Raw genomic sequence first — 12054 nt, forward strand, 5'->3', positions numbered from 1 at the left:
GTCTCGTCGTTGGTCTCGTCGTTGGTCTCGTCGTTGGTCTCGTCGTTGGTCTCGTCGTTGGACTCTGCGGCGCCGGGCGCCGAGCCGAACTCGACGCGCTCATATTCGACCCAGCCCGCCTCACGCCAGCTTTCCAGGGTGGGAACCGCTTTCGGGTGAAGCGCTCGGGCGTCGGCGAGGTCGAGCGCGCCTGTTTCCGCGAGCGCCTGGGCGAGCCTGCGCAGCGCCTGCGCGCGCGCGGGCAGGGCTTCGGGCAGCGCCGCGCGCCCCGCGGGCAGCAGACGGTAGCGCTCCTCGGGCGCGAGCAGGCGGTCCCAGCGCGACGGATCGCGCAGCGCCTGCGGCAGCGCGGGCAGCGCCACTTCGCCCAAACCACGCTGATAGTACTCGGCGGCAAAGGCGGCGAGCGAAAGCCACTGCGGGTTGAGCGGCGGGCACGCCGCACATACGGCGCTCACGTCGCGGAGCTTGTCGGCCGGAACGTCGCTGTTAGCGCTCACTTCGCAAACGAGACCGACGACGTCGCGCCGGCCAAACGGCACGCGCACGAGCATGCCGGGCGTCGGGGCAGGCGCGCTGGCCGGGTAGCGGTAGTCGTAAAGCGCAGATAGCGGATGATCGAGCGCCACGCGCACGAACCCGGCCGTCAAGGGTTTCTCCTGGTTCGCGTCTGTGCGCCAGCACACCCATCGTCCGACTTAAAGTAAAACTTTATATTCCGCGCTAAGTTTTGGATTCCGCAGAACAAACGTGGCCCTGTCCTCGTGCCTGTGGATAACTTTGTTAAGAACTTTCTGGCGGGCAGCTTCAAGCGCCGTTGCATGGCCATCCTGTGGGACAGCGCACAAAACGCCACGGAGCGCCGAAAGCCTTGTCTGTCAAGGGTCCGATTCATCGTTCGCGAACCACGATGTGCTGCCGCGGCAATTTTTCCCTCTTGCGCGGCGCAACGAGGAAAGTGTGAATAAGTCAAGTCTTGACATTACCGGAAGGGCCTGTGGATGGGCGCTCCTGCGCACCCGCTCCACAGGCCCAGTGAATCCGGCCTGGCGCACTGCAACAAAACTGCCGTCAAACCCGATGTCGAATCCGGCGTCGAATCCGTCCTCAAGCGCTAGCGAGAATCGACCGGCTATGGCTATGGACTTCGTCGACCAGTTCCGCGACGCTTTCAGGCGGCGTGAACTGCGAGATGCCGTGGCCCAGGTTGAATACGTGCCCCGGATGCGCACCGAAATTGTCGAGCACCGCACGCGCTTCGGCACGAATCGCCGCGGGCGAAGCGAACAGCACGTTCGGATCCAGATTGCCCTGCAACGCCACACGGTCGCCCACGCGCTCGCGTGCACGCCCGATGTTCACCGTCCAGTCGAGGCCGACCGCATCCACGCCCGTCGAAGCGATCTCGTCGAGCCAGAGGCCGCCGCCCTTCGTGAACGTGATGACCGGCACGCGCCGGCCGTCGTGCTCGCGCTTGAGCCCCGCGACGACCTGCTCGATGTAACGCAGCGAGAAACGCTGATAGGCGCCGTCCGCCAGCACGCCGCCCCAGGTATCGAAAATCATGACGGCTTGCGCGCCCGCTTCGATCTGCGCGTTCAGATACGCGGCGACGGTCTTCGCGTTGACGTCGAGAATGCGCTCCATCAGATCCGGGCGCGCGTACAGCATCGACTTCACCGTGCGGAAGTCGTCCGAGCCGCCACCTTCGACCATGTAGCACGCGAGCGTCCACGGGCTGCCCGAAAAGCCGATCAGCGGCACGCGCTGACGGCCCTGCGCGTCCGTGAGCGCACGGCGGATTTCAGTGACGGCGTCGGTGACGTAGCCCAGCGTCTCGCCGATATCCGGCACGGCGAGCTTCGCGACGTCGGCTTCGGTGCGCACCGGATGGGCGAACTTCGGGCCCTCGCCCGCCTGGAACGAGAGGCCGAGGCCCATCGCATCGGGAATCGTGAGGATGTCCGAGAACAGGATGGCGGCGTCGAGCGGATAGCGGTCGATCGGCTGCAGCGTCACTTCGGTTGCGTAATCCGGGTTTTTCGCGAGGCCGAGGAAGCTGCCCGCACGGGTGCGCGTGGCGTTGTATTCCGGCAGATAACGGCCTGCCTGGCGCATCAGCCAGATCGGCGTGTATTCGGTGGGCTGACGCAGCAGCGCGCGCAAAAATGTATCGTTCAGAAGTGTATTAGCCACGAGCGGATGCGCCGAAAAGCGCTTCAGAGTTTTCAGGATCAGTGGGGCATTTTACCGGATGCGCGTGCCGCTCCACCGGCGTTCATGAATGGCATAACGACGCTTCTACCAACGGATAAACCGCGGCTTAACTGTCTTCCGGAGGCGGGCTATCATCAACCGCCTTTCGGAATGCGTATATCGAAGCATCTGCAATCGGGGGAAGACACCATGAAGAAAGCGGCCATCTGTCGCGTCATCGCACTCGCCGCCGTACATGCCATCGCCGTGACTGCCGCCGTGCTCGCGCTCGCACAACCCGCGTTCGCGCAGAGCGCCGCCGCACCGTCGCGGCTCGATGAAGTGATCGCGCGCGGCACGCTGCGCGCCTGCACGACCGGCGACTACAAACCCTATTCGTTCTATCGCCCCGACGGCACGTTCGAAGGCATCGATATCGACATGACCGGGTCGCTCGCGAAATCGCTCGGCGTGAAGGCGGAATTCGTGAAGACGACGTGGTCGAATCTGATGACCGACTTCCTCGCGAAATGCGACGTGGCCGTGGGCGGCGTATCGACGTTGCTCGAACGCCAGAAGCGCGCGTTCTTCACCGACGCATATCAGGTGGACGGCAAGACGCCGATCGTACGTTGCGCCGATGTCGGCAGATTTCAGACCGTTGCGCAGATCGACCAGCCTTCGACGCGCGTGATCGTGAATCCGGGCGGCACGAACGAACGTTTTGCACGGCAGTTTTTTCCGCACGCGAATCTCACCGTGTACCCGGACAACGTGACGATCTTCAGACAGATCCTCGAAGGCAAGGCGGACGTGATGGTCACCGATGCGTCAGAGACGCTGCTTCAGCAAAAGCTGAATCCGGGCCTGTGCTCCGTGCATCCGGACACGCCGTTTCAGTACGGCGAAAAGGCGTGGATGGTGCCGCGCGGCGACGTCGTATTCCAGCAATATGTCGATCAGTGGCTGCATCTGCTCAAGGCGAGCGGCGAATACCAGGCGATTTCGGATAAGTGGCTTAAGTGAGCCGGCGCACAAAATCGCGCGGCGTTCATTACAGGCGCCGCGCGCACTCATTCAGGCAAGGAATGAAACCGGTTGAAACTGCGCATGGCCGAATAGAACGCACACGGCATGTATTCTTTAACCGACGAATAGCCTGCAATATCGGCACTGTGGGCGTTCACGCATGCGCCCGGCATTACCCGGTTCGATCGCTCATCAGACTAATTTCCCGGCAATAAATGCACCGATAACCGCAGCGATAAAAATATCGGTAAAAATGACTTTTCAGATGGCTTCGCGAAAGCAAAAAATCCCGCAAAGCCTTATCTGGCGGGCGTTACAACCTGAAACACTTTGTTACCGCGAACGTTCATTAATTCGACCACAATGCCCTCAACGGTTTCAACACGGATGTGGTCCGGTGTCGGTATGAGCGGACATGAACCACCAGCCGGTCGGCATGATGCCGAAGCCCTTTGAAGGGGGCATCCTTGTTGGAGCCGTAACCGGCGTGTTCTGCACGATCTAACGTCGGCTCCTCGTTTGGTCTCCTCGCGCTAACCCCGTAGCGTGTGGTTTTTAGCGGGCTCCAGGCCCGCTTTTTTTTCGCCTGTACGTTTCAGGTTTTGGCGATATTCCGGAATGTTTCAGGATTTCCGATCCGATTCCTTCCCATCTGCTTCGTAATTTCGCCTTCCTTCGTTTTCCAAAACATCCTTTCAAACAGCCCGCGAAGCATTCGCACGTCGCACGCGGGCTGCCGTAATCACGCTGTCTTCTGCGCTTCGATCTTCAGTTCGTCGATCATGCGTGCCCGCATCACGAACTTTTGCACCTTGCCCGTGACGGTCATTGGCAGCTCGTCGACAAAGCGGATGTACTTCGGAATCTTGTAGTGCGCAATCTGCCCCTGGCAGAACGCCTGAATCTCTTCCGCGCTCGACTGCTCGCCCGGGCGCAGCACGATCCACGCGCACACCTCTTCGCCGTATTTCGGATCGGGTACGCCGAACACCTGCACGCTCTGCACCTTCGGATGCCGGAACAGGAATTCCTCGATTTCGCGCGGGTAGATGTTTTCGCCGCCGCGAATCAGCATGTCCTTGAGGCGGCCGACGATATTGCAGTAGCCGTCGGCGTCGATCGTCGCGAGATCGCCGGTGTGCATCCAGCCGTCCACGACCGCTTCCGCCGTTTTCGCCTCGTCGCCCCAGTAGCCGAGCATCACCGAGTAGCCCTTCGTGCACAGTTCGCCGGTTGCGCCGACCGGCACGACGTCGCCGCGTTCATCGACGATCTTCACCTCCAGATGCGGCTGAATACGCCCGACCGTGGTCGTGCGCTTGTCGAGCGGATCGATGGTCGAACTCTGGAACGATACGGGGCTCGTCTCCGTCATGCCGTACGCGATGGTGATTTCGGCGAGATGCATCTTCGAGACCACGCGCTTCATCGTCTCGATCGGACACGGCGAGCCCGCCATGATGCCGGTGCGCAGGCGCGAGAGATCGAAGCGCGCGAAGTCGGGATGATCGAGTTCGGCGATGAACATCGTCGGCACGCCGTGCAGCGCGGTGCAACCCTCATCCGCGACCGCTTCGAGTGTCGCGCGCGGGTCGAACGCCTCGCCCGGAAACACCATGGCCGCGCCCACCGACACGCACGCGAGCACCGCGAGCACCATGCCGAAGCAGTGATATAGCGGCACGGGGATGCAAAGCGAGTCCGCTTCGGTCAGCTTCATCGCCATCGCGATGAAGCGCCCGTTATTGACGACGTTGCGGTGCGTGAGCGTCGCGCCCTTCGGGTTGCCGGTCGTGCCGCTGGTGAACTGAATGTTGATTGGGTCGCCTGCCTGAAGCGTCGCGTCGATCGCATCCAGTTCCGCCTTGCCCGTCTTGTCGATACGCGCGAGCCGCGCGCGGCCCGACTCGACCAGTTCGCTGAAATTCAGCATACCGGGCGTGTCCGTGTCGCACATGCGGATCACGGCGCGCAGATCCGGCAGGCGCGCGGCATGCAGATCGCCTGGCGTGGCGCTCGCCAGTTCGGGCGCGAGCGTTTGCAGCATGTCGAGATATTGCGAGGTCTTGAAGCGCTCGGCCGCGACAATCGCCTTGCAGCCGACCTTGTTCAGCGCATATTCGAGTTCGGCGAGACGGTAGGCGGGATTGATGTTGACCAGCACGGCGCCGATGCGCGCCGTCGCGAACTGCGTGAGCAGCCACTCGACACGGTTCGGCGACCAGATGCCGACGCGGTCGCCCGGGCCGACCCCGAGCGCGAGAAAACCGGCGGCAACCACGTCGACTTCTGCGGCAAACTCGCGCCAGTTCCAGTCGATCCCCTGCTCGCGGAACACCACCGCCGCACGCTCCGGGAAGCGTTGTGCGGTTTCCTGCAGGAATGCGCCGATGGTCGCTTCGCTCAGTGGCGTGTCGGCCGTGCCGCGCACGTAAGAAAGCCCGTCCTTCGGCACGATGAGCGCTTCGCGCGCGGCTGCTGCGTCGACTGCCATGGTGACTGCCTCCCTCGGGCGTCCTTCTCCCGATTGAACAGGGTTGAAAAATCATTTTGCCACCGTCGAAAAGCGCGGCAGCATCAAGTTTTACCCGTGGTGCATGGGCTGCGGTTGCGCGCTGAATCGGCGCCCGCTCGAGACACAAAGACTCGATTTCGCATCACGCTTCCGTTAACGTCAAGTGGTTTGCGCGATTTTTTTGGGGATCGTCGGCCGGCGAGGCATCGCGCCGAGAATGAGTAAAAGACGGAGAAAAACGGAGGCAAAAAAAATGGGCTCCCTGAGGAGCCCATTTCCCTTCGCGTACCGCGGCGCGCGAGCGCCGCATACGCACCAGATCAATGCTGGTTCATCTTGCGCAGGCGCTGGATCGCAGCGAGTTGCGCGACCGCGTAGGCGAGTTCCGCCTGCGCCGTTGCGTACTCGATGTTCGAACCGGCGTTCTGCAGCGCCTCTTCGGCGCGCTTGCGCGCTTCGGCGGCCTTCGCTTCGTCGAGGTCCTTGCCGCGAATCGCGGTGTCGGCGAGCACCGTCACGGCGCCCGGCTGTACTTCGAGAATGCCGCCAGCCACGAACACGAACTCTTCATCGCCGTCTTCGCCGACGATGCGCACGGCACCCGGACGAATCCGCGTGATGAGCGGCGTGTGACCCGGCAGGATGCCCAGCTCGCCCGCCTCGCCCGGAAGCGCGACGAACTTCGCCTGGCCCGCGAAGATGCTCTCTTCGGCGCTGACGACGTCTACCTTGATGGTTGCTGCCATTTGTGTCGACTCCTGTGTCGTTGCGGCGGCACGGCGCTTCGAAACGAAGCGCCGCGCCTCTTTGCCAGCGACTCAACCTTTACTGGATCTTCTTGGCCTTTTCGAAGGCTTCGTCGATCGAGCCGACCATGTAGAACGCCTGCTCCGGCAGGTGATCGCACTCGCCGTCGACGATCATCTTGAAGCCACGGATCGTTTCCTTCAGCGGCACGTACTTGCCCGGCGAACCCGTGAACACTTCAGCGACGTGGAACGGCTGCGACAGGAAACGCTGGATCTTACGCGCACGAGCAACGCTCAGCTTGTCTTCCGGCGACAGTTCGTCCATGCCCAGAATCGCGATAATGTCGCGCAGTTCCTTGTAGCGCTGCAGCGTTTGCTGAACGCTACGCGTGATCGTGTAGTGCTCTTCGCCGATCACGTTCGGGTCGATCTGGCGCGAGGTCGAGTCGAGCGGGTCGACTGCCGGGTAGATACCCAGCGAGGCGATGTCACGCGACAGCACGACGGTTGCGTCAAGGTGGCCGAAGGTCGTAGCCGGCGACGGGTCGGTCAAGTCGTCCGCAGGAACGTACACGGCCTGAACCGACGTGATCGAGCCGGTCTTGGTCGACGTGATGCGCTCTTGCAGCTTGCCCATTTCTTCAGCCAGCGTCGGCTGATAGCCCACGGCCGACGGCATACGGCCGAGCAGTGCGGACACTTCGGTACCGGCCAGCGTGAAACGGTAGATGTTGTCGACGAAGAACAGCACGTCGAGGCCTTCGTCACGGAAGTGCTCGGCCATCGTCAGGCCGGTCAGCGCGACGCGCAGACGGTTGCCCGGCGGCTCGTTCATCTGGCCGTACACCAGCGCGACCTTGTCGAGAACGTTCGAGTCCTTCATTTCGTGGTAGAAGTCGTTGCCCTCACGGGTACGCTCGCCCACGCCCGCGAACACGGAGAAACCGCCGTGCTCCTTCGCGATGTTGTTGATCAGCTCCATCATGTTGACGGTCTTGCCGACGCCGGCGCCACCGAACAGACCCACCTTGCCGCCCTTGGCGAACGGGCAGATCAGGTCGATAACCTTGATGCCGGTTTCGAGCAGTTCCGTCGACGGCGACAGTTCGTCGAACGCCGGAGCCTTCTGGTGGATCGAGCGCTTCGTTTCGCTGACGATCGGTCCGGCTTCGTCGATCGGACGGCCGAGCACGTCCATGATGCGGCCGAGGGTCGGCTTGCCGACCGGCACGCTGATCGGCTTGCCCGTGTTCTGGACCATCAGGCCGCGACGCAGACCGTCCGACGCGCCCAGACAGATGGTGCGCACGACGCCGTCGCCCAGCTGCTGCTGCACTTCGAGCGTCAGCTCCGACCCTTCGAGGATCAGCGCGTCGTAGATCTTCGGCATGGTCTCACGCGGGAATTCCACGTCGATCACCGCGCCGATGCACTGTACGATCTTGCCTTCTACCAAAGCAGTTGTACTCATCGATTTTCCTTTAGATACCTGAATTCTTCATTCGCCCACCGATGCACGGCGGCGCGGTTTCGCGTTCGGCGCTTGCACCCTGCGCCCGGTCAGACCGCTGCTGCACCGCCGACGATTTCCGAAAGTTCCTTCGTAATCGCGGCCTGGCGGCTCTTGTTGTACGAGAGCTGCAGTTCGTTGATGACCGTCTTCGCGTTGTCCGACGCCGCCTTCATCGCGACCATCCGTGCCGACTGCTCCGAAGCCATGTTCTCGGCGACGGCCTGATAGACCAGCGCTTCGACATAGCGGACCAGCAGTTCGTCCACGACGGTCTGCGCATCCGGCTCGTAGATGTAATCCCACGCGGACTTCGGCGTCGTGCCGTCGTCATTGCCCTCGAGGCGCTCGTTCGACAGCGGCAGCAGCTGCTCGATCACCGGCTCCTGCTTCATCGTGTTGATGAAGCGCGTGTACGCGAGGTACACGGCGGAGATCTTGCCTTCCGAGTACTGGTCGAGCTGCACCTTCACCGCGCCGATCAGCCTCTCGAGATGCGGCGTGTCGCCGAGCTGCACGACGTTCGAGACAACCTTCGCACGCAGACGGTTCAGGAAGCCGAGACCCTTGCTGCCGATTGCGGTCGCTTCGACCGACTTGCCGGCGGCTTCCAGGTCCTTGAACTTCTGCAGCGTCGCGCGCAGCACGTTGGTGTTCATGCCGCCGCACAGACCCTTGTCGGTCGTGACGAGAATCAGGCCGGCCACCTTCGCATCGGCGTTTTCCGTCATGAACGGATGACGATACTCGGGGTTCGCACGGCTCATGTGCGCAGCGATGTCGCGGACCTTGTCGGCATACGGGCGGGCCGAGCGCATGCGCTCCTGGGCACGGCGCATCTTCGATGCCGCGACCATTTCCATCGCCTTGGTGATCTTGCGCGTGTTTTGCACGCTCTTGATCTTGCCGCGAATTTCCTTCATTCCAGCCATTGCTTGCTCCTGAATCGAAGCGACGCGGATGTCACGACAACCCGTGCAACCCGCTTCGCTTCAATGTCCGTTTATCGTTGGATGATTCCCGGACGGATCAATATGCGCCGGACTTCTTGAAGTCCTTCAGAGCCGCGTGAAGCGCGTTCTCGTCGTCCTTCGACAGGTCCTTGGTGTCCTCGATACGCTTCACGAGGTCCGCATGGCTCGTCTTCAGGTATTCGCGCAGACCCTTCTCGAACGACAGGACGTCCTTCACGTCGAGGTCGTCGAGGTAACCGTTGTTCGCTGCGAAGAGCGAAACAGCCAGTTCCCACACCTGCAGCGGCTGATATTGCGGCTGCTTGAGCAGTTCGGTCACGCGGCGGCCGCGCTCGAGCTGCTTGCGGGTCGCTTCGTCGAGGTCCGATGCGAACTGTGCGAACGCTGCCAGTTCACGGTACTGTGCGAGGTCGGTACGGATACCGCCCGACAGCTTCTTCACGATCTTGGTCTGTGCCGCGCCACCCACACGCGACACCGACACGCCGGCGTTAATGGCCGGACGGATACCCGCGTTGAAGAGGTCGGTTTCCAGGAAGATCTGGCCGTCGGTAATCGAGATCACGTTCGTCGGCACGAATGCCGTCACGTCGCCCGCTTGCGTTTCGATGACCGGCAGTGCCGTCAGCGAGCCGCTCTTGCCCTTCACTTCGCCGTTCGTGAACTTCTCGACGTACTCTTCCGAGACGCGAGCAGCACGCTCGAGCAGACGCGAGTGCAGATAGAACACGTCGCCCGGATACGCTTCGCGGCCCGGCGGACGGCGCAGCAGCAGCGAGATCTGACGATAGGCCCAGGCTTGCTTGGTCAAGTCGTCATAAATGATCAGCGCGTCCTGGCCGCGATCGCGGAAGTATTCGCCCATCGTGCAGCCGGCGTACGGTGCCAGGTACTGCATGGCGGCCGATTCCGAAGCCGAGGCGGCGACGACGATGGTGTACTCCATCGCGCCCGTTTCTTCGAGCTTGCGCACCACGTTCTGGATCGACGAAGCCTTCTGGCCGATCGCGACGTAGATACAGATGAGATCCTTGCCCTTCTGGTTGATGATCGCGTCGACGGCCACCGCGGTCTTGCCGCACTGACGGTCGCCGATGATCAGCTCGCGCTGGCCGCGGCCGATCGGCACCATCGAGTCGATCGACTTCAGACCGGTTTGCACCGGCTGCGACACCGACTTACGCCAGATCACGCCCGGGGCGATCTTTTCGATTGCGTCCGTCAGCTTGGCGTTGATCGGGCCCTTGCCGTCGATCGGGTTGCCGAGCGCGTCGACCACGCGGCCGACCAGTTCCGGGCCGACCGGAACTTCGAGAATGCGGCCCGTCGTCTTGACGATGTCGCCTTCCGAGATGTGCTCGTATTCACCCAGAATCACCGCGCCGACCGAGTCGCGCTCGAGGTTCAGCGCGAGGCCGAAGGTGTTGCCCGGGAATTCGAGCATTTCGCCCTGCATCACGTCCGACAGGCCGTGGATACGCACGATACCGTCGGTCACGGAGATCACGGTGCCCTGGTTGCGAACGTCTGCGCTCGCTTCAAGGCCCTGGATCCGGCTCTTGATCAGCTCGCTGATCTCAGAGGGATTGAGTTGCATTATTCGCTCCTGATGTTCAATTCTGTTGCGTGCCAGCCGCAGCGCCGAAGGCGCTCAAGCGGTCAAAGCCACCTGCATGCTGGCGAGCCGCGCGCGGACCGAGGTATCGAGCACTTCGTCGCCGACCGTGACGCGCACGCCGCCGATCAACGTATTGTCGACTTCGACGGTGGGCTTCAGCTTGCGTTTGAACTTGTGTTCGAGGCTGGCGACGAGGTCGTTCAACTGGGCGCCTTCGAGCGGGAACGCGCTGACGATCAGCGCATCGGCTGCGCCTTCTTTTGCGTTCTTGAGCGCTTCGAATTGCTCGGCGACTTCCGGCAGCAGTTCGAGGCGACGGTTCGCGACCAGCATCTGCACGAGGTTTTTGGCCTCGGCGCTGCTCTTCAGCGGCGACTGCACCGCCGACAGCAGCAGGTCGACGACCTGTGCGTGGCTCACTTTCGGGCTCGAGGCGATCGACAGCACGTCGGGCAAGGCCGCAACCTGCGCCAGCTCCGCGACGAGCGTGGACCAGGCGGCGACGTCACCAGCTTCGGCCACGCCAAACAGCGCTTCTGCGTACGGGCGGGCGATGGTTGCAAGTTCGGCCATGATCAGAGCTCGGCTTTCAGTTGATTCAGCAGTTCGGCGTGGGCCGACTGGTCGACTTCGCGCTTCAGGATCTGCTCGGCGCCCTGGACAGCGAGTGCGGCGACTTGCGCGCGCAGTGCTTCACGCGCCTTGACGACTTGCTGGTCAGCGTCGGCTTTCGCCTGGGCGACGATACGCGCCGCTTCCGCGTGGGCCTGAGCCTTGATTTCTTCAGCGACGGTCTGCGCGCGCTTTTCGGCGTCGGCGATACGGTGCTGACCCTCATTGCGGGCCTGCGCCAGTTCTTCACCGACGCGCTTGTGCGCAGCTTCGAGTTCCGTCTTGCCCTTTTCGGCGGCTGCGAGGCCGTCGGCGATCTTCTTCGAGCGCTCGTCGAGGGCGTTGATCAACGGCGGCCACACGAACTTCATCGTGAACCACGCGAGGATCAGGAACACGACCATTTGCGCAAACAGGGTTGCGTTGAGATTCACGGTGTTTCCTTAATCGTTGCTATTCCGGGGAATTGAAACGGCAAGGCGCTCATCGGTTGTGAAACTCGATCAGCGCCTCGTCACCCGTTCCGCTATGCGCCCGCTCTATGGTTATAGGTCAGGCGCAACCTTCCAGGGAACTTAGCCCGCGAGCTTCGAGAGCAGCGGGTTAGCGAACGCGAACAGCATTGCAACACCCACGCCAATCAGGAACGCCGCGTCGATCAGACCGGCCAGCAGGAACATCTTCGTTTGCAGCGGGTTCATCAGCTCAGGCTGACGCGCGCAGGCTTCGATGTACTTGCCACCCATCAGGCCGATACCGATACAGGCGCCAATAGCACCCAGGCCAATGATGATGCCGATACCGATGGCCGTGAAACCCTGGATGTTGGCGATGAAAGCTTGCATGATCAC

10 protein-coding genes and 1 pseudogene are annotated in these 12054 nt (G+C 62.3%); 1 reads left to right on the forward strand and 10 read right to left on the reverse strand.

Annotation, left to right across the window (positions count from 1 at the left end; translation table 11 throughout):
• A pseudogene (locus Q0L30_RS23745) lies at window positions 1-650 on the reverse strand (primosomal protein N'); the annotation flags it as partial.
• Between the two features lie 457 nt (window positions 651-1107).
• Window positions 1108-2196 (reverse strand): uroporphyrinogen decarboxylase, encoded by a 1089-nt coding sequence (gene hemE, locus Q0L30_RS23750; protein WP_296662741.1) that lies wholly within the window; start codon window positions 2194-2196, stop codon window positions 1108-1110.
• A 210-nt stretch (window positions 2197-2406) separates the two neighbouring features.
• Between hemE and Q0L30_RS23755 the strand changes: the two genes are divergently transcribed.
• Window positions 2407-3222: a transporter substrate-binding domain-containing protein gene (locus tag Q0L30_RS23755; RefSeq protein WP_296662744.1), complete on the forward strand. Its 816-nt coding sequence runs from the start codon at window positions 2407-2409 to the stop codon at window positions 3220-3222.
• 745 nt (window positions 3223-3967) lie between these two features.
• Here the strand turns inward: Q0L30_RS23755 and Q0L30_RS23760 are convergent.
• From Q0L30_RS23760 to atpE, 8 genes are all read right to left on the reverse strand, one after another.
• Entirely contained in the window at window positions 3968-5719 is a 1752-nt protein-coding gene (locus tag Q0L30_RS23760; protein ID WP_296662745.1) for an AMP-binding protein, read from the reverse strand.
• Between the two features lie 341 nt (window positions 5720-6060).
• Window positions 6061-6486: a F0F1 ATP synthase subunit epsilon gene (locus tag Q0L30_RS23765; protein WP_293034330.1), complete on the reverse strand. Its 426-nt coding sequence runs from the start codon at window positions 6484-6486 to the stop codon at window positions 6061-6063.
• Between the two features lie 79 nt (window positions 6487-6565).
• Window positions 6566-7960 carry a F0F1 ATP synthase subunit beta gene (gene atpD / locus Q0L30_RS23770; protein ID WP_296662749.1) on the reverse strand — a complete coding sequence of 465 codons (1395 nt, stop codon included), beginning with the start codon at window positions 7958-7960 and terminating at the stop codon, window positions 6566-6568.
• Window positions 7961-8049: 89 nt separating this feature from the next.
• Entirely contained in the window at window positions 8050-8931 is an 882-nt protein-coding gene (atpG, locus tag Q0L30_RS23775) for a F0F1 ATP synthase subunit gamma (RefSeq protein ID WP_296662751.1), read from the reverse strand.
• A 97-nt stretch (window positions 8932-9028) separates the two neighbouring features.
• The gene (gene atpA, locus Q0L30_RS23780) at window positions 9029-10570 is read right to left on the reverse strand and encodes a F0F1 ATP synthase subunit alpha (protein ID WP_296662754.1); all 1542 of its coding nucleotides are present in this window, start codon (window positions 10568-10570) and stop codon (window positions 9029-9031) included.
• A 54-nt stretch (window positions 10571-10624) separates the two neighbouring features.
• On the reverse strand, window positions 10625-11164 hold the full coding sequence (locus Q0L30_RS23785) for a F0F1 ATP synthase subunit delta (protein ID WP_296662757.1): 540 nt from the start codon (window positions 11162-11164) through the stop codon (window positions 10625-10627).
• 2 nt (window positions 11165-11166) lie between these two features.
• Window positions 11167-11637: a F0F1 ATP synthase subunit B gene (locus Q0L30_RS23790; RefSeq protein WP_293046351.1), complete on the reverse strand. Its 471-nt coding sequence runs from the start codon at window positions 11635-11637 to the stop codon at window positions 11167-11169.
• A gap of 141 nt (window positions 11638-11778) precedes the next feature.
• Window positions 11779-12048, reverse strand: a complete 270-nt coding sequence (gene atpE, locus Q0L30_RS23795) for a F0F1 ATP synthase subunit C (RefSeq protein WP_028203308.1) — start codon at window positions 12046-12048, stop codon at window positions 11779-11781.
• Window positions 12049-12054: the final 6 nt, after the last annotated feature.

This window comes from Paraburkholderia sp., assembly GCF_024281035.1.
Classification (GTDB): domain Bacteria; phylum Pseudomonadota; class Gammaproteobacteria; order Burkholderiales; family Burkholderiaceae; genus Paraburkholderia.

Bases quoted from the DNA above. Each gene is read 5' to 3' on its own strand.
- Q0L30_RS23755 (WP_296662744.1), top strand. From the start codon at position 2,407: ATGAAGAAAGCGGCCATCTGTCGCGTCATCGCACTCGCCGCCGTACAT.
- Q0L30_RS23760 (WP_296662745.1), bottom strand. From the start codon at position 5,719: ATGGCAGTCGACGCAGCAGCCGCGCGCGAAGCGCTCATCGTGCCGAAG.
- Q0L30_RS23765 (WP_293034330.1), bottom strand. From the start codon at position 6,486: ATGGCAGCAACCATCAAGGTAGACGTCGTCAGCGCCGAAGAGAGCATC.
- atpD (WP_296662749.1), bottom strand. From the start codon at position 7,960: ATGAGTACAACTGCTTTGGTAGAAGGCAAGATCGTACAGTGCATCGGC.
- atpG (WP_296662751.1), bottom strand. From the start codon at position 8,931: ATGGCTGGAATGAAGGAAATTCGCGGCAAGATCAAGAGCGTGCAAAAC.
- atpA (WP_296662754.1), bottom strand. From the start codon at position 10,570: ATGCAACTCAATCCCTCTGAGATCAGCGAGCTGATCAAGAGCCGGATC.
- Q0L30_RS23785 (WP_296662757.1), bottom strand. From the start codon at position 11,164: ATGGCCGAACTTGCAACCATCGCCCGCCCGTACGCAGAAGCGCTGTTT.
- atpE (WP_028203308.1), bottom strand. From the start codon at position 12,048: ATGCAAGCTTTCATCGCCAACATCCAGGGTTTCACGGCCATCGGTATC.